The organism is Roseomonas sp. TAS13 (genome assembly GCF_001950415.1).
GTDB classification, from domain to species: Bacteria; Pseudomonadota; Alphaproteobacteria; order Acetobacterales; family Acetobacteraceae; genus Roseomonas; species Roseomonas mucosa.
Genome location: NZ_BDLP01000017.1, coordinates 1 through 15,659, shown reverse-complemented (window position 1 = coordinate 15,659; position 15,659 = coordinate 1). Strand labels below are relative to the sequence as shown.

Here is a 15,659-nt window from a genome sequence, read left to right as displayed (position 1 = left end):
ACGGCAACCATGCAGGCCGCGTGCCGCGGCCTCTTCCGCTGCCGGGCAGGCTCGGCTAGGCACGGGGGCATGGACGCAACGGCGACGATCGAAGACTTCACGAAGCTCGACATCCGCACCGGCACCATCGCCCGGGCGGAAGCCTTTCCGGAAGCCCACAAGCCCGCGATCAAGCTCTGGGTCGATTTCGGCCCGGAACTCGGGATCAGGCAGAGCTCCGCCCAGATCACCGTGAACTACGATCCCCATGGCCTGGCTGGGCGCCAGGTCATCGCCGTCGTCAACTTCCCGCCCCGCCGTATCGGCGGCTTCGCCAGCGAGGTTCTCGTGCTCGGCGTGCCGGACGAGAACGGCGATGTCGTTCTCCTGCGCCCCGACACGCCCGTGCCGGATGGCGCCCGCATGTTCTGAGGAACCGGTCCATGGCCGTCCCCCGCTACTACACCGTCTCCTGGGACCAGCTGCATCGCGACGGCAAGGCACTGGCCTGGCGCCTGGTCGACAAGGGCCCGAGCGGCGGCCCCTGGAACGGCATCGTCGCCATCACGCGCGGCGGGCTGATCCCCGCCGCCATCGTGGCGCGCGAGCTGGACTGCCGCCTGATCGAGAGCGTCTCCGTCGTCACCTATGACGAGGAGGAGCGCGGCAAGCCGAGTGTCGTGAAGATGCCGGAGGCTGCCGGCGACGGCGAGGGCTGGCTGATCCTCGACGACCTCGTGGACACGGGCACCACCGCCCGGGTGGTGCGGGGCCTGCTGCCCAAGGCGCATTTCGCCACGATCTACGCCAAGCCGGCCGGCAAGCCGCTGGTGGACACCTTCGTCACCGAGGTGAGCCAGGACACCTGGATCCTCTTTCCCTGGGACACCGAGCCGCAGTTCGTGGCCCCCATCGCCAAGAGCGCGAAGGCCTGACCCTGCCTGTCCCCAGCGGGCCTTTCACACAGTCCTGAAAGGCGGGTCCGTTCGGGGGCCCGCCTTTCGCTTTTCCGGGTCCGGGGGTCTTTCCGGGCCGGGACAGCGGGGCAGCCGGCGGCGTTGCTGTCGTATTAAAAACTTTCGTGAGTTTAAAAATTATCTCATAAGATGGACAAATCTTGTGTATCGTTTCCAGGCTAGCTTCCGCTATAGCCACGATCCATGATGAAAACGGGTCAGGAGGATGGTCCTGGAGCCAGCCTCTTCCCCAAGGAAGACACGAAAAGGAGAGCAATGGTCGCCCCCCTGATCACCGTTTCGGTCCCCACCTACCGGCGCCCGTCCCTGCTGCTGCAGTGCCTGCACTCCGTCTTCCAGCAGAACTACCGGCCGTTGGAGATCGATGTCAGCGACAACTCCTCCACCGACGAGGCGGAGCAGCTGATCGCCGGCCTGACGCCGCCGGAAGGGATCACCATCCGCTACTGGCGGAACGTGCCCGCCTCGAACCTGGTGGGCAACATCAACAAGCTCTTCGCCGAGGCGCGGGGCGAGCGGCTCCTGGTGCTGCATGACGACGATGCCCTGCTGCCCGGGGCGATCGAGGCGCTGGACGAGGCCTATCGCTCCTCGCCCGACGTGATCTGCGCCTATGGCATCCAGGAATGCATCACCCCCTTCGGCATGATCTCGCCAAAGGATACCGAGACCCACAGCAAGGTGGGCAACCGGACCTCCGAGTACAGCGGCCTGCACTACGACCTGCTGGTGCGCGCGCTGTGGCGGCAGGTGCCCTGCGACGGCTTCCTGATCGACACCCGGGCGGCGCGCCAGATCGGCTACCGCAGCATGGAGCTGGTGGGGCTGCAGCTCGACACGGATTTCGGCATCCGCCTGTCGCAGGCCTTTCCCGGCAAGGCCTTCTATTTCGTGGACCGGAAGACCTCGCTCTACCGCCTCTCCCCGGAGGGCCTGCGGGAAACGGGGGCGAATGTCAGCAGCAAGATCTACGACGTGCTGGAAGCCCTGCCGAACCTTTCCCCCGCCGAGATGGCGGCGCGGGACCGGCTGATGCACCAGATCGCCGCCGAATCCGTGGTGGAGCACGCCATGAGCCGGCGGCGGAAGAAGGCGTTGCACATCTTCTTCTCCCGCTACTACCGTCAGGGCCAGAGCCTGATGAAGTCGGCCTATCACCTGGGGCTGATCGCCACGCCCAGGCTGCGCGCCGTGCGCTACATCCGCTCGGCCTGACCCCGCCCACCGGCCGCGCGGCATCCGCCCGCGGCCGGTGCCGACCCCAGACCGGCGCACCAGCCGGCGCCGCTACCCGGCGACGGTCTCGGGCGAGACCAGCACCTTGTCCACGCGCCGCCCGTCCATATCCACCACCTCGAACTGCCAGCCGGACCAGGCGATCCGGTCGCCCTCCTTGGGCACGCGCTGCAACAGCGCCAGCAGCAGGCCGGCCACGGTGTGGTAGCTGCCCTCCTGCGGCAGGGTCGGCAGGTCCAGCCGCGCCTTCAGCTCGTCCGACGGCATCATGCCATCCACCAGCAGGGAGCCGTCATGGCGCTCGACGGCGCCCTCGGCCGGCTCCGGCTCCGGCTCCGCTCCCAGTTCGCCGACAATGGCCTCCAGCAGGTCCGAATCCGTGACGATGCCCTCGAAGGAGCCGTACTCGTCCATCACCAGCGCCATGCCGATCTTGTCGGTGCGCATCCGCTCCAGCGCATCCAGCGCCGGCAGGGTGTCAGGCAGGACCAGCGGCTGGCGCATCGCCTCGGCCAGCGAAAGCGGGTGGCCGGCCAGCAGCTCGTCCAGCAGGTCCTTCACCGCGACCACGCCGACCACGTTGTCCACCCGGCCATCGGCCACGACATAGCGGGACACGCCGCCCTCGCGCACGCGGGTCCGCAGCTCCTCCGGGGTCTCGCTGCGATCCAGCCAGACGACCTCGTTGCGCGGCGTCATCAGGGCACGGACCGGCTTGTCGGCAAGGCGCAGCACCCGCTCGATCATCTGCCGCTCCTCACGTTCCAGCGCCCCGGCCTCGGCCCCCTCCGCCACCACGGCCTTGACCTCCTCTTCCGTCACGGAGGTGTCGGTGGGCTGGGTGGCGCCGAGCATCCGCAGCACCAGGGCGGAGGAGGAGGAGAGCAGCCAGACGGCAGGCGAGGCGATGCGCGAGATCAGCAGCAGCGGTGCGGCGAGGCGGCTCGCCACCACCTCCGGGTTCCGCAGCGCCAGGGTCTTGGGCACCAGCTCGCCCAGGATCAGCGAGAGATAGGTGATGAGCAGCACCACCACGCCAAAGGCGATGTCGTCCGCGTAAGGCGCGAGGAGGGGCACCTTCGCCACCAGCGGCTCCGCCGTGGAGGCAAGCCGGGCGCCGCCGAAGGCGCCCGCCAGGATACCGACCAGCGTGATGCCGATCTGCACCGTGGGCAGCATCCGCTCCGGGTTCTCGGCCAGGGACAGGGCGGTGGCGGCCCCCTTCACCCCGTTCTTCTGCAGGCCTTGCAGGCGCGCCCGGCGGGAGGACACCACCGCGAGCTCGCCCATCGCGAAGACGCCATTCAGCAGCACCAGCAGGATGATGATGCCGATTTCGATCAGGACGGACATGATGGCGCATCTTGTAGGGGAGGATGACGGCCAGCGATAGCGCCATGCCGTTTCGGGGCCCGTTTGTTCCGCCGCGAAAATGCCCCATTTGCGGCCGACCCGCGCCGCAGGAACGGGCGTTCATGGTCGGTGAGACGCGGCCCCGGATTCGGCCGCGCCGTCCGGAACGGCCGGGCGGCGCGTCGCCCGAGACGGGGGCCGCAAGACGCCGGACACAGCATGAACGCGAGCCCGATGGGACAGGACTGGCCCCCCCGCCCGGCCACCCCGCCCGCTTCCACCGCCAACCCGCACCCGAGCCGCACGGACCGCCCCGGCCGCGGCCTGTCACGGCAGGCCGCCACGCTGGCGGTACTGGCGCTGGTGGCGGTCGCGCATCTGGGCGCCTGGTGGGCCTGGAACCGGCCGGTCGCCATGCCGGATTTCACCGGGCGGGTGGAGGGCTTCGCCTTCGCCCCCTACCAGCGCGGCCAGAGCGCCGAGGGCGACAACCAGCCGAGCGCGGCCGACATCCTGCGCGACCTGCGGCGCGTCGCCCCGATGACGGACCGCATCCGCACCTATGCCGCCTCGAACGGGCTGGAGCGCATCCCCGACCTCGCATGGCAGGCCGGGCTCGACCTGCGGGTCACCATGGGCTCCTGGCTGGACAAGCGCCTGGACCGCAACGCCGCCGAGATCCGCAACCTCGTCCAGACGGCGCGCGAGGCCCGCAACGTGGACCGCGTGCTGGTCGGCAACGAAGCCATCCTGCGCGGCGACCTGACCGTGCCGCAGCTCGTCGGCTACATCCGCCAGGTGAAGCGGCAGGTGCGCCAGCCCGTCTCCACCGCCGAGCCCTGGCATGTCTGGGTGGACCATCCGGAGCTGGGCCAGGCGGTGGACTTCATCACCATCCACCTGCTGCCCTACTGGGAGGGGCTGCCGGTCGATGACGCGCTGCGCTTCTCCATGGAGAAGTATCAGCAGGTGAAGGCGATGTTCCCGAACAAGCCGGTGCTGATCGGCGAGATCGGCTGGCCCTCCGACGGCGTGGCCCAGGGCGCGGCGCGGGCGAGCCGGGTGAACCAGGCGATGTTCCTGCGCAAGTTCTTCCGCATCGCCGACCGCGAGAACCTCGACTACTTCGTCATGGAGGCCTTCGACCAGCCCTGGAAGGCCAGCTTCGAGGGCCGGGCCGCCGGCTACTGGGGCATGATGGACCTCGACCGGCAGGAGAAGTGGCCGCTGACCGGCGCGGTGCAGGAGAATCCCGGCTGGGCCGGCTGTGCGCTGGGCGGCAGCCTCGCCGCCTTCCTCGCCAGCTTCTTCTTCCTCGCCCGCCGCCCGGACATCCGCCCTGCCGGCAAGCTGATGATGGCCGGCCTTGCCCAGCTCGCGGTGACCGGCGTGGTCGCGGTGGTGCTGGCGATGTCGGAGACCTACCTCTCCCCCGCCGCCGCCGTGGTCTGGGGCGCGCTGATCCTGGGCCAGCTCCTGCTGCTGGCGCTGCTGCTCTCCGACAGTTTCGAGCTGGCGGAAACGGTGTTCGGCCGTGTCGCGAAGCGCCGCTGGCCCGCTTTGCCCGCCGCCGACACCGCCGCGATGCCGAAGGTTTCCCTGCACCTGCCGATCTGCAACGAGCCGCCGCAGATGGTGCGCCAGACCCTCGATGCCCTGGCGGCGCTCGACTACGAGAATTTCGAGGTGCTGGTGGTGGACAACAACACCACCGACCCTGCGGTCTGGGAGCCCGTGGCCGAGCATTGCGCGCGCCTCGGCCCGAAGTTCCGCTTCTTCCATCTCGGCCGGTGGCCGGGCTTCAAGGCGGGCGCGCTGAACTTCGCCCTGCGCGAGACCGCGCCCGATGCCGCGGTGATCGGCGTGCTGGACAGCGACTACCTCGTCCGCCCCGACTGGCTGCGCCGCATGGTGCCCTTCTTCGACCGCCCGGAGGTCGGCTTCACCCAGTCGCCGCAGGACTACCGCGACGGGCACGAGGGCTGGTTCAAGCGGATCATGTTCTGGGAGTATGCCGGCTTCTTCAAGGCGGGCATGGTCACGCGCAACGAGCGCAACGCCATCATCCAGCACGGCACCATGACGCTGATCCGGCGCTCGGCGCTGGAAGGCGCGGCCGTGGACGGCAAGGCCTGGGCGGAATGGTGCATCTGCGAGGACAGCGAGCTCGGCCTGAAGCTGATGCGCCAGGGCTGGGAGGCCGTCTACGTCCCCGACAGCATGGGCCGCGGCGTGATGCCGGACGACTTCGCCGCCTACCGCAAGCAGCGGCACCGCTGGGCCTTTGGCGCGGTGCAGATCGTCAAGGGCCACTGGCGCGCCCTGCTGAACCCCTTCGACCGCTCGCTGACCCAGGGCCAGCGTTTCCACTTCGTGATGGGATGGATGCCCTGGTTCGGCGACGCGCTGGGCCTGGCCTTCGTGATCGGCGGCCTGTTCTGGTCGCTGGGCCTGACCCTGCTGCCCCTGACCAACGAGCTGCACTATGCCGGGCTGCACGCCTGGGTGCTGCAGCATCTCGGCCTGGGCGAGGGCTTCTGGCTGGCGCTGCGGGCGGTGCTGCAGGGCGTGGGCCTGTCCAACGAGTTCCCGATCCTGCTCTTCATGCTGCCGAGCCTGGGGCTCTTCGCCTTCAAGCTCTTCCAGATCTGGACGCTCTATGCCGCGCGTGTCGCCTGCGGCGCGGGCGACCGGCTGGCGGCGGCGCTGGGCGGGCTGGCGCTGACCCACACCATCGGCAAGGCGGTCTGGCAGGGCTTCTTCAAGCGCCGGGCGCATTTCGCCCGCACGCCCAAGATGGAGAACGCCCCGGCCCTGGTGCAGGCCTTCGCCACCGCGCGGGAAGAGTTGATCCTCATGGGCCTGCTCTGGGCCGCTGCGCTGGGCGTTACCCTGGTGCATCGTGGCGGAACCTGGGAGGCCCTGCTGTGGACCGTGATCCTGCTGGTGCAGTCGGTGCCCTACCTGGCCGCCGTCTCCATGGCGGCGGTGGCCGCCCTGCCCTCTCCCGCCCTGACGCAGGGCGTGCCGGGCGCCGTCGCGGCCACCTCCACGGCCGGCCATGCCGTCGCCCGCGCAGCGGCTGAATAAGCCAAGGATACGCGCCTCGGGCGGCTGGCGGGCTCCGCCGGCCGCCCGGATTCTGGGGCTGGCCGGTCTCGTGCCCTTTTTCGGGCTGGCCATGCTCTCGCTGTCCGGCGAAGCCTGGGCGCGGCCGCCGCTGCTTCTCTACGGCGCCACCATCCTCTCCTTCCTCGGCGCCATCCATTGGGGCGTCACCCTGCGGGCTCCGGAAAGCGAGGCGGGCTGGGACTGGCCCCGCCTGACGCTCGGGGTCCTGCCGCCGCTGCTGGCCTGGGTCGCGCTGTTGCTGCCGCCCTACTGGACGGCCCTCCTCCTCATCCTCGGCCTGATGCTCACGGTGATCGTGGAATCCTGGGCGGCCCGCGTCCACGCCGTCGCGCCGCGCAGCTGGCTCCGCCTGCGCTGGTTGCTGTCGATCGGCGCCTCGTCCTCGCTTTTCTTTGGTGTCCTGCTTCTATTATGAGATTGATTCCATAATTTGAAACGTCTATAGCGTGGTTCCTGTCCGCTCCGCTCCTTTGGAGGTCCCATGCCGGATGCCGAGGTGATCCCTTTTCCCGTCACCCCGATGCGGCGCCTCGAAAGCGCCCTGCAGAGCCTGGTCAAGGCGCAGGAGGAGCAGCGACGGGCCGTCCAGGCCTTCCAGGATTCCGTGGCCCAGCTCCGCACCCAGACCACCCTGCTGCGCGAGAGCGTGCGGGACTTCGACGAGGAGCTGCGGCAGCTCGGCCAGGAAGCCCGGCGCGCCCATGCCGCCGCCCTCACGCTGGAACACACCGCCGGGCGTCTCTGAGAGCGCCCCCGCCGCCAGAAAAGGTCAGACCGGATGGCCTGCACCCTCGGAGGGAAGCCCTTTCGCGGCAGGAAATACCGCCGCGGCGGCGTGCAGCCCCTCGCGCGGGGATGACTCCCTTTCTTCCTGGGCCTATCTCGGAGGTGGAAGCATTGTTCCACGAGGTGTGCCCGCCATGAGCCATCCCCTGATCGCCCAGCTCGAAGCCGCCCGGATCGTGCCCGTGGTGCGCACCAAGAACACCGCCCACGCGGCCACGGCGGTCGCCTGGCTGCGGGAGACGGGCATCACCGTCTTCGAGATCACCATGACCGTCCCCGGCGCCGTGGACCTGATCCGCGAACTCGCGGCGGAGCCCGGCCTGCTGGTCGGCGCCGGCACGGTGCCGGATGCTGCCACGGCCGAGGCCTGCCTCGCCGCCGGGGCGCGTTTCCTCGTGGCGCCCTGGGTCGATTCCAGCCTCGCTCCGCCTTGCCGCGAGGCCGGCGCCTGCCTGATGCTGGGCGCCGTGACGCCGACCGAGGTGCGCGCGGCCCTGGCCGCCGGGACGGATGTGGTGAAGGTCTTCCCCGCCGCTTCCGCGGGCGGGCCCGGCCATGTGAAGGCGCTGCGTTCGGTCTTCCCGCAGGTCACCTTCTGCCCGACCGGCGGCATCGATTCGCGCAACGCGCCGGACTATCTGGCGGCCGGCGCGGCCTTTGTCGGCATGGGCGGCAAGCTGGTGGACGAATCCCTGATCGCCAAGGGCGACCGCGCGGCGGTGCAGGACGCCGCCCGCGCCGCGCTCGGCATCGTGCAGGCCTGACGCGGATGGCCGCCGAACTCCTTTGCCTGGGCGAGCCGATGTGGGAGCTCAACCAGCAGTCCCGGGCCGCCGACGGCCGCCCGCTCTACCTGGAAGGCCATGGCGGCGACGCCTCCAACGCCGCCATCGCCGCGGCACGGGCCGGGGCCTCGGTGGGCTTCCTGGGCGCCATCGGCCAGGACCGCCCGGGCGACAGCTTCATGGCGCTCTGGCAGGAGGAAGGCGTCGATACCGCAACGGTGCTCCGCAGCGCCGACGCGCCGACCGGGCTCTACATCGTCACGCATGGCGCGAAGGGGCACGAGTTCACCTATTACCGCAGCGGCTCCGCCTCGGCCCGCTACCGGCCCGAGGACCTGCCGGAAGATGCGATCCGTGCCGCGCGGATCCTGCACCTGACCGGCATCAGCCTGGCGATCTCCTCCAGCGCCTGCGACGCCGCGCTGCGGGCTGCCGCGATCGCGCGGGAGGCCGGGGTCCAGGTCTCGGTGGACACCAACCTGCGCCTGCGCCTCTGGCCACTGGCCCGCGCCACCGCGATCACCCACGCGGCCATCGCCATGGCCGACATCGCCCTGCCCTCCTACGACGATGCGACGCATCTGACGGGGCTGGACGATCCGGACGCCATCGCGGATTTCTACCTGAAGCTTTGCCCGCTGGTGCTGCTGAAGCTCGGCAAGGAGGGCTCCATCGTCGCGACGCGCGAGGGCCGGACCCGCATTCCCGGCCGGGTGGTCGAGGCCGTGGATGCCACCGGCGCGGGCGACACCTTCGCCGGCAATGTACTGGCACGGCTCCTGGCCGGCGACGGGCCGGAAGAGGCAGCGCGCTACGCCAACGCCGCGGCGGCACTCGCGACCACCGGCTATGGCGCGGTGGCACCGATGCCGCGGCGGGACGAGGTGCTGGCCTTCCTGAAGCAGGGCTGAAGCCGGAGCGCCTCTCCGCCCCGGTCAGGCGTCAGCCTTCGCGCAGGCTTTCCAGCCGCTGCCGCAGCGCCATGTCGTGCGGCAGCAGCTCCACCGCGGTGGCACAGGCCAGTTCCGCCTCCACCGGACAGCCCCCTTCCTCGAAGAGCCGACTGAGATGTGCCTGGAGGCCGCCGTTCCGCGCGGCGCGCCCCATGGCATCCGCCAGCGCCGCCTCGGCCTCCCGGCGGAAGCCCGGCTCCTCCAGCAGCGCCGCCAGCGGCAGGAGGTCGCCGCCATGGCCTGTGATCTCGGCGGCAACGTCGGTCACCACGGCCCAGGGCTGGATGCCCGGCCGCAGCAGGCCCGGCGCGTTCTCCAGCAGGAGGTTCAGCTCCTCGTTGGCGCTGCCGGGGCCCTGCCAGATCAGCGCGTTCTCCGGCTGGCCGACCAGGCTCAGCGCCGCCGCCAGAAAGGAGGCACGCCGGTTGCCCAGGGCCTGCAGGGCCCGGCCCATGAGCAGCAGCCGCCCGCTCATGCCGATGCCCTCGGGTGCCGGCAGGTCCTGCCGCGCCAGGGCCATGGCGCGGCGCATGTCCCCGGCCTGGAGCGCCTCGTCCGCCTCCAGGGTCCGCAGTACATAGGCAGCCTGGGGGCCGAGCGGTGCCGGGCCGGCGGCGGCCTCCCTCAGCACCGCCATCACTTCCTCCACCGACAGCAGCCCGTCGGGCGCGAGGCCGAGCTGGGAGGTCATGGGCCGCACCGTCAGCCCCGCCCCCACCAGCCAGTCGTGCAACTCGCCATGGACTTCGCGCCAGCTTCCCTCCGTCGCCTTGCGGAAGGCGTGCGGGAAGAACCCGGCATAGATGTCCAGCGCCTCGCTGGACCCGGCGGCGAGCTGGTCGCCCGCCGCGCCCTCGCGGAAATGGTCGGTGAAGAGGTCGCGCGGGCCGGCGGAAAGGAGGAGGGGCAGGTCCACCCGGTGCAGCGCCTTGTCGGGGCGGAGCCGCAGCACGGCGTCGAAGCGCGCGCCCTGCTCCTGCTCCAGATCGCGCTTCATCACCCCGGCCTGGAAGACCTTGTAGAACTGCCGCAGCGTATAGGGGTCGGTGCCATGCGGCGCGCCGTCCGGGTGGCGCTGGCGGTTCTCGTAGAACCCGAAGGGGAAGGCATCCTCGACATGGATGCGCGCCGGGCCGACCGCCGCCTCGATGGCCTCCCGCGTCACGGTCTCGCTTTCCGCCCGTTGGGCCAGATGGCGGCGCAGCGCGGGAAACACCTCGAAGAAGCGCTGCGACTTCCATTCCGCCGGCAGGGCGCGCAGCAGGCCCGGTGGCAGCACGAGATCCAGGCGGCTGGCATTCATCGGACCGCTCACCTTCGCCCCGCGCTCGCGCCAAGTGGCGACGACCACGCTCACCTCCGCCTGCTCCCGCAGGGTACGCAGCCAGCCGAGCCCGCTCTCGAAGCGCCGCATCTGGCCGCTGAGGCATACGCAGATCCTCGGCCGCGCCGCAGTCATCCCCACCCTGTCCCATCCTCCACGATACGGCCCGTCCGTTTCCGGCGAGCGCACGCCATTGTCTTCGGCGGCCGCTGATCCACGGAACCCGCGGCTGGCGCATCGGGTTTCGTGGCAAGAACCCTGGCCGGCCGATGCTGCGGCATCGCCCCAACGGCAAGGATGCCCGCCGTTTTGGGCGTCCTTCGGAAAACATCAAGACGGCAGCGGTGGCAGGATCTCCGTCATCCGGTTGGGCGAGGCCGGCACTGGCCCTCCCGGCACCCCTCCAGCGGCGTACAGGTGACAGATGCCGCCGGGGGCTTACGCCCTCCCATCACAGTGACCATCTTGGCGGGGTGAGCAGATTCGTCGGACGGGCGCTGGGGCCGGATGGCCAGGTGGCCCATGCCCTTCCTTTCACCCCCGCCTCCATACCGCCCGTCCCGCCCCGCGTGCTGCTGGCGGCCTGGGACAGTGCGCGGGAGGGTGCCGCCCTCGGGCTGCGCGGCCCTGAGCGCGCGCTGTTCTTCGCCGCCGAGGATCGCGCGGCGCCGGATCCGGTGCGGCTGGACCTGTCCGATCCCGACGCGCGCTGCTGGGCGGAGGCGATCGACCTGACCCTTGGCCTCGGCACGGTGTCCGGCATGGCGGTGCTGCTGCGGCTGCTGGCGCTGCTGGATGCCATGGGACGCCTGCCCTGGCTGCGCGGCATGTTCGAGATCAGCGCTGGCGAGGCCGAACTCCACCCGGCGCTCCTCGGGGCGGCGGCCGAGCTCCCCCTGGACCCGGCCGCCAGACTGGACGAAACCAGCCTGCGGCGCCGACTCTCACGGCTGCCGGCCGGAGCCCGTTCATGAATTACCGATTCCTCGCCCTTGCCCTCCTGCTTCCCGTTCTGGGGGCCTGTGCCAGCACGCCCGAGCGCAGCAGCGACCAGCGCCAGGATGAGGCAAGGCTCGCCGCCTGTCGCCGCGATGCCGAGCGGGCCATCCTGTTCCGCGACCGCGGCCAGACCATGCGCAACGACGAGCTGGATGCGAGCTCCGGCGTGCAGAGCTATCTCGGCATCCGCAACCAGACGGACCGGCTTGGTGCCACCTTCGAGCGCAACCGTATGGCCGCGGCCTGCGCCCGCGACGGCGCGCCGGATGCCAGCGGTGCCGCCCAGGGCCAGGCTAATCCGACCCCGTCCGGCGCGGCGGCACCCGCCACGCGCTGACTCGGCCGGGAGGAAGCCCCGCAAGGGCCTGTCGCGTCTCCGACGACGGGCCCTTCCCCCTGGCGATTTTCCCCGGCGATTTCCCTGGCCGCCGATCTGCTCTAGGACACCCTCCGTCCCGACCACGAGACGAGGAGAGGCTCCGCGATGAGCAAGATCACCCGCCACGGCAACAACCCGGTGCTGTCCAACGCCGTCGAGTACCACAATTTCGTGTTCCTGGCCGGCGTCACCGCCGATGACCTTTCCCAGGACGTGGTCGGCCAGACCAAGCAGATCCTGGCCCGGATCGACGAGCTGCTGGAAGCGCACGGCACCGACAAGACCCGCCTGCTCCAGGCCCAGGTCTGGCTGAAGGACATCCGCGACCGCGACGCCCTGAACAAGGAGTGGGTGTCGTGGCTGCCGGAAGGCGGCGCGCCGGTCCGCGCCTGCGTGGAAGCCAACATGGCCGACCCGCGCCACCTCGTGGAAATCATGATCACCGCCTGCCGCTGAGGCGGCGCGGCGATTCAGCCGTGTGGAACGCTGTGGCGGCTCAACCGCCACAGTGTGACTTTGGCAGTGTTGCCATGGGTCACATAGGACTATCTTCTCTATCGGCACCGCTTGCGAGCTATGCCCCCGACAAATCACACCAATTCCGCACACACATTGCTCTCACGGATTGGCGAGGATGCAACCCTCCGGTACCGCCTCCACACCGGCATCGGTGATGCCGGTTCCTGGGTGGGGCCAGGATTAGCAATGGGTTACCGGCCCGTCGGGCCAATCCGTGGGGGGGTCATGCGGTTCAGGTCTTCGGCGATCACTGTCACGGCGCTCTGCGGAGCGCTGGTCCTTGCCCTTCCGGGTGGTGCGGAAGCGGCACAGCAGAAGGGCGCGAAAGCTGCCCGGCACGGCACCACGGCGCATGTCGCCAAGACGCTGAACGCCACTCCGAACTTCCGCAGCGCATCGCTGAAGGCGCGTTCCTTCCGTGGCCCTGAGGGCCGCGACGAGGGCACGGTCCGCAACGCCATGTTCACCGGCAGCATCTCCTGCGTTCCCTATGCCCGCATGGTCTCGGGCATCCAGGTCACCGGGAACGGCTATCAGTGGTGGGGCAACGCGGCGGGTCTCTACGAGCGCGGCCAACGCCCCGAGCCCGGCTCGGTGCTGGCCTTCCGCGCCTCGGGCGGCATGCGCCTCGGCCATGTGGCGGTGGTGCAGCGGATCGTGAACAGCCGCGAGATCGAGATCGAGCACGCGAACTGGGAAGGCCCGGGCATCCGCAAGGGCACGGTGATGCGCAACGTTTCGGTGATCGACGTCTCGCCGCGCAACGACTGGACCGCCGTCCGGGTGCAGATCGGCCGCAGCGACGAGAGCTTCGGCCGCGTCTATCCGACTTATGGCTTCATCCACAACCGCCCGATCGGCGCCTCCCCGCGCATCAACTACGCCCGCTCCCAGGGCTTCGAGGAAGTGGCCGAGGCCCCGGCCTCGAACCGCCCGCTGGACATCACAGTGCGCAACACCGGCCGCTGAGCGACGGCCGGCCTCCTTTCCTGACCCTTATAGGTTTCGCCTTCCTTTGCCCGCGGGACTATCCTCGGGAAACCTTCGCGCCGGCCCCGATGTTGCCGGCACGTTGGTTTCAGGAGGATGGCCATGAGTGGAACGACGCCTAGCGACACCCCGGCTGGCGGCGCCGGCATCTCCCAGATCCACGAGATCATGTCCTCCCTGATGGGAGGACGCACGGACAGCGCCGGCGTGCAGCAGCTGGTGGACCGGCTGCGCCAGGGCGGCATGCACAGCCAGGTGGAATCCTGGGTCGGGACGGGCGAGAACCAGCCCGCCGACGGCAGCTCCATCGAGCGGGCCTTCGGCAGCTCTACCATCGACAATGTCGCTTCCCGCTTCGGGATGACGCACCAGCAGCTCGTCTCCCTTCTGGTGATGGCGCTGCCGATGGTCCTGAACTACCTCACCCCGAAGGGCAAAGTTCCGGCCAACGAGGCGGAAATGCCCCAGGGTGGGTTGCAGGGCGGGCTGGGCGGTATTCTCGGCAGCATCCTGGGCAGCCTGGGTGGTGGCGCCACGGCCGGCAACACTCAGCCCGGCACTCCTGGCCAAGGTGGCCAGGGCGGTTCGGCCGGGGACATCGTGGGCGGGCTGCTGCGCTCCGTGCTGGGCGGCCATCGCAACGGCTGAGAACGGCTTTCCGGACCGCCGGCCTTGCGGCTGGCCGGCCCGGGCCTTCTTCACCCGTGCCGTGGGCTTCCCGGCGGCATCGCCTCGTCGGCGGACGGCGCGCTGCCACCGCGGGGCGGCACCTTCGCCGCGATCAGTGCACGGCGGATCTCGGCCTCGGCCTTCTCCAGCTCGCCCGCCGCCGCGAGGCGCCGGTTGCGTCCTTCCTCGGCGATCCGCAGCGAATCCTCGATCGTGCCGATCAGCGCCGCATTCGCCTGCTTCAGCGAATCCATGTCCACCACGCCACGCTCGATCTCGCCCCGCACCTGGGCATTGCCCTGTCGCAGCGCCTCGGCATTGGCGATGAGGAGCTTGTTGGTCAGGTCGGTCGCCGCCTGGAGCGCGCCGCCGGCCTCCCGCATCCGCTGGATCGCCAGCGCCTGGGCGAGCTGCGCCCGCCAGAGCGGAACGGTGTTGGCCAGCACCGAATGGATCTTGGAGGCCAGCGCCTTGTCGTTCTCCTGGATCAGCCGGATGCCCGGCAGCGCCTGCATGGCGATCTGCCGCGTCAACCGCAGATCGTGGATGCGCCGGTCCAGCTCGTCCCGCGCTGCCCGCAGGTCGCGCAGCCGCTGCGGCGCCAGCGGGTCCTTGGCGACCTCCGCCTCCCATTCCGCCTTCGGCACCGTCTCGGTATCCGTATGGGCCAGCACCTGCTCGCCCGCCTCGATATGCTCGGCCAGCGAGTGGAACCATTCCAGCGTGGCGCCGTAGAGCCGCTCCAGCCGCTCCACATCCTCCATCAGCCGGGTGCGGTGGCCCTGCAGCAGGTCGCCCGCCGCCTCGACCTGTCCGCGCACGCTCTCATAGCGTTGCAGGATGCCGACCGTGCCGCTGCTCGCCCGCCCCATCAGCCGGGACAGCAGCCCGGGCTTCTCCTCGCCGCCGCCCGGATCGAAGCCGCGCAGATGCGCCAGCAGCCCGGACAGCGCATCGCCCGCCTGCCCGGTCGCGTCGTTGCGGGAGGCGCCGAGCATGGCATCCGCCGCCACCGTGGCCTGCCGCTGCGCCTCCTGGCCGAAACGCAGGATCGAGGAAGGGTCGGCCAGATCGATCTGGCGGGCCAGCTCCGCCGCCCGCGCCGGAACCGTGCGCTGCTGCGCCTCCGATGGATCGCTCATGCCACCCCTTCCTCCCGAAGCCTCTGCCGCAGCACCGTCACCTGCACGTCCAGCGCCTCGGTCTCGGAGGCACGCAGCCGTTCCGCCGCCTGCGAGGCGGCCCGCTCCACATCGCTCATGGCCGCCGTCAGCTCGCGTGGCGCGACGGCGCCGGCGGAAAGCCTTTGGGCGATGCGCTCCAGCCCGTCCAGACCCAGCACCAGCAGGCTGCGCGCCTGCCCCGCCATGGAGGGACGCAGCACCATCTCCCTCAGCAGCCCGCGCAGCGCCAGGACGGCCCCGGCGAGGCGCGTGTCCGTGCCTTCCAGCACGGCCAGCCGGCGGGCGAAGGGCTCCAGCCCGGCATCGCCCTGATAGGGCTCCGGCTTCTCCTCGCGCAGCCCCTCATAGGCGCTGTCTCTTGATCACATCTACGCACAGCTCCACCGTAAGGCGA

At 70.4% G+C, this 15,659-nt stretch carries 17 protein-coding genes; 13 read left to right on the top strand and 4 right to left on the bottom strand.

Features of this window, described 5'->3' with window-relative positions; all coding sequences use genetic code 11:
- Nucleotides 1–69 precede the first annotated feature (69 nt).
- The 3 genes from ROTAS13_RS02985 to ROTAS13_RS02975 all read left to right on the top strand — a co-directional run bounded on the left by ROTAS13_RS02985 (nucleotide 70) and on the right by ROTAS13_RS02975 (nucleotide 2,171).
- Complete coding sequence (locus ROTAS13_RS02985) at nucleotides 70–411, top strand: tRNA-binding protein (protein ID WP_075821510.1); 342 nt, start codon at nucleotides 70–72, stop codon at nucleotides 409–411.
- An 11-nt stretch (nucleotides 412–422) separates the two neighbouring features.
- Nucleotides 423–914: a xanthine phosphoribosyltransferase gene (gene gpt, locus ROTAS13_RS02980; RefSeq protein WP_019459890.1), complete on the top strand. Its 492-nt coding sequence runs from the start codon at nucleotides 423–425 to the stop codon at nucleotides 912–914.
- 297 nt (nucleotides 915–1,211) lie between these two features.
- Nucleotides 1,212–2,171 (top strand): glycosyltransferase family 2 protein, encoded by a 960-nt coding sequence (locus ROTAS13_RS02975; protein WP_075821509.1) that lies wholly within the window; start codon nucleotides 1,212–1,214, stop codon nucleotides 2,169–2,171.
- A gap of 72 nt (nucleotides 2,172–2,243) precedes the next feature.
- On the opposite strand, the gene ROTAS13_RS02970 is transcribed toward ROTAS13_RS02975, so the two are convergent.
- The gene (locus ROTAS13_RS02970) at nucleotides 2,244–3,545 is read right to left on the bottom strand and encodes a hemolysin family protein (protein ID WP_019459892.1); all 1,302 of its coding nucleotides are present in this window, start codon (nucleotides 3,543–3,545) and stop codon (nucleotides 2,244–2,246) included.
- 234 nt (nucleotides 3,546–3,779) lie between these two features.
- On the opposite strand from ROTAS13_RS02970, the gene ROTAS13_RS02965 reads away from it, so the two are divergent.
- From ROTAS13_RS02965 to ROTAS13_RS02945, 5 genes are all read left to right on the top strand, one after another.
- Entirely contained in the window at nucleotides 3,780–6,635 is a 2,856-nt protein-coding gene (locus ROTAS13_RS02965; protein ID WP_075821508.1) for a glycosyltransferase, read from the top strand.
- On the top strand, nucleotides 6,607–7,092 hold the full coding sequence (locus ROTAS13_RS02960; RefSeq protein ID WP_083755375.1) for a DUF3429 domain-containing protein: 486 nt from the start codon (nucleotides 6,607–6,609) through the stop codon (nucleotides 7,090–7,092). The genes ROTAS13_RS02965 and ROTAS13_RS02960 overlap by 29 nt, the downstream gene beginning before the upstream one ends.
- 66 nt (nucleotides 7,093–7,158) lie before the next feature.
- Nucleotides 7,159–7,422, top strand: coding sequence for a hypothetical protein (locus ROTAS13_RS02955; RefSeq protein ID WP_019459895.1), 264 nt, complete (start codon nucleotides 7,159–7,161; stop codon nucleotides 7,420–7,422).
- 175 nt (nucleotides 7,423–7,597) lie between these two features.
- A complete protein-coding gene (locus ROTAS13_RS02950; RefSeq protein WP_075821507.1) occupies nucleotides 7,598–8,227 on the top strand; it encodes a bifunctional 4-hydroxy-2-oxoglutarate aldolase/2-dehydro-3-deoxy-phosphogluconate aldolase in 630 nt (209 codons plus the stop codon).
- 5 nt (nucleotides 8,228–8,232) lie between these two features.
- A complete protein-coding gene (locus tag ROTAS13_RS02945; protein ID WP_075821506.1) occupies nucleotides 8,233–9,159 on the top strand; it encodes a sugar kinase in 927 nt (308 codons plus the stop codon).
- A gap of 31 nt (nucleotides 9,160–9,190) precedes the next feature.
- Here ROTAS13_RS02945 and ROTAS13_RS02940 read toward each other — a convergent pair whose 3' ends face one another.
- Nucleotides 9,191–10,660 carry a hypothetical protein gene (locus ROTAS13_RS02940; RefSeq protein WP_139323252.1) on the bottom strand — a complete coding sequence of 490 codons (1,470 nt, stop codon included), beginning with the start codon at nucleotides 10,658–10,660 and terminating at the stop codon, nucleotides 9,191–9,193.
- A 338-nt stretch (nucleotides 10,661–10,998) separates the two neighbouring features.
- Between ROTAS13_RS02940 and ROTAS13_RS02935 the strand changes: the two genes are divergently transcribed.
- The 5 genes from ROTAS13_RS02935 (at nucleotide 10,999) to ROTAS13_RS02915 (ending at nucleotide 14,060) form a co-directional block, all read left to right on the top strand.
- On the top strand, nucleotides 10,999–11,499 hold the full coding sequence (locus ROTAS13_RS02935) for a hypothetical protein (RefSeq protein ID WP_085977391.1): 501 nt from the start codon (nucleotides 10,999–11,001) through the stop codon (nucleotides 11,497–11,499).
- Complete coding sequence (locus tag ROTAS13_RS02930; RefSeq protein ID WP_075821505.1) at nucleotides 11,496–11,861, top strand: hypothetical protein; 366 nt, start codon at nucleotides 11,496–11,498, stop codon at nucleotides 11,859–11,861. Before ROTAS13_RS02935 ends, ROTAS13_RS02930 begins: the two co-directional genes overlap by 4 nt.
- A gap of 147 nt (nucleotides 11,862–12,008) precedes the next feature.
- Nucleotides 12,009–12,359 (top strand): RidA family protein, encoded by a 351-nt coding sequence (locus ROTAS13_RS02925; RefSeq protein WP_019459901.1) that lies wholly within the window; start codon nucleotides 12,009–12,011, stop codon nucleotides 12,357–12,359.
- A 288-nt stretch (nucleotides 12,360–12,647) separates the two neighbouring features.
- Nucleotides 12,648–13,391 (top strand): CHAP domain-containing protein, encoded by a 744-nt coding sequence (locus ROTAS13_RS02920; protein ID WP_099782126.1) that lies wholly within the window; start codon nucleotides 12,648–12,650, stop codon nucleotides 13,389–13,391.
- Nucleotides 13,392–13,514: 123 nt separating this feature from the next.
- Nucleotides 13,515–14,060 (top strand): YidB family protein, encoded by a 546-nt coding sequence (locus ROTAS13_RS02915; RefSeq protein WP_019459903.1) that lies wholly within the window; start codon nucleotides 13,515–13,517, stop codon nucleotides 14,058–14,060.
- Nucleotides 14,061–14,110: 50 nt separating this feature from the next.
- Here ROTAS13_RS02915 and ROTAS13_RS02910 read toward each other — a convergent pair whose 3' ends face one another.
- Nucleotides 14,111–15,223 carry a toxic anion resistance protein gene (locus ROTAS13_RS02910; RefSeq protein ID WP_019459904.1) on the bottom strand — a complete coding sequence of 371 codons (1,113 nt, stop codon included), beginning with the start codon at nucleotides 15,221–15,223 and terminating at the stop codon, nucleotides 14,111–14,113.
- On the bottom strand, nucleotides 15,220–15,534 hold the full coding sequence (locus ROTAS13_RS02905) for a hypothetical protein (RefSeq protein ID WP_075821504.1): 315 nt from the start codon (nucleotides 15,532–15,534) through the stop codon (nucleotides 15,220–15,222). The genes ROTAS13_RS02910 and ROTAS13_RS02905 overlap by 4 nt, the downstream gene beginning before the upstream one ends.
- Between the last annotated feature and the right edge of the window lie 125 nt (nucleotides 15,535–15,659).

Coding starts and splice junctions, on each gene's coding strand:
- ROTAS13_RS02955 (WP_019459895.1), top strand. CDS start 7,159: ATGCCGGATGCCGAGGTGATCCCTTTTCCCGTCACCCCGATGCGGCGC.
- ROTAS13_RS02960 (WP_083755375.1), top strand. CDS start 6,607: ATGCCGTCGCCCGCGCAGCGGCTGAATAAGCCAAGGATACGCGCCTCG.
- ROTAS13_RS02925 (WP_019459901.1), top strand. CDS start 12,009: ATGAGCAAGATCACCCGCCACGGCAACAACCCGGTGCTGTCCAACGCC.
- ROTAS13_RS02940 (WP_139323252.1), bottom strand. CDS start 10,660: ATGACTGCGGCGCGGCCGAGGATCTGCGTATGCCTCAGCGGCCAGATG.
- gpt (WP_019459890.1), top strand. CDS start 423: ATGGCCGTCCCCCGCTACTACACCGTCTCCTGGGACCAGCTGCATCGC.
- ROTAS13_RS02910 (WP_019459904.1), bottom strand. CDS start 15,223: ATGAGCGATCCATCGGAGGCGCAGCAGCGCACGGTTCCGGCGCGGGCG.
- ROTAS13_RS02985 (WP_075821510.1), top strand. CDS start 70: ATGGACGCAACGGCGACGATCGAAGACTTCACGAAGCTCGACATCCGC.
- ROTAS13_RS02930 (WP_075821505.1), top strand. CDS start 11,496: ATGAATTACCGATTCCTCGCCCTTGCCCTCCTGCTTCCCGTTCTGGGG.
- ROTAS13_RS02965 (WP_075821508.1), top strand. CDS start 3,780: ATGGGACAGGACTGGCCCCCCCGCCCGGCCACCCCGCCCGCTTCCACC.
- ROTAS13_RS02950 (WP_075821507.1), top strand. CDS start 7,598: ATGAGCCATCCCCTGATCGCCCAGCTCGAAGCCGCCCGGATCGTGCCC.
- ROTAS13_RS02970 (WP_019459892.1), bottom strand. CDS start 3,545: ATGTCCGTCCTGATCGAAATCGGCATCATCATCCTGCTGGTGCTGCTG.
- ROTAS13_RS02920 (WP_099782126.1), top strand. CDS start 12,648: ATGCGGTTCAGGTCTTCGGCGATCACTGTCACGGCGCTCTGCGGAGCG.
- ROTAS13_RS02975 (WP_075821509.1), top strand. CDS start 1,212: ATGGTCGCCCCCCTGATCACCGTTTCGGTCCCCACCTACCGGCGCCCG.
- ROTAS13_RS02945 (WP_075821506.1), top strand. CDS start 8,233: ATGGCCGCCGAACTCCTTTGCCTGGGCGAGCCGATGTGGGAGCTCAAC.
- ROTAS13_RS02915 (WP_019459903.1), top strand. CDS start 13,515: ATGAGTGGAACGACGCCTAGCGACACCCCGGCTGGCGGCGCCGGCATC.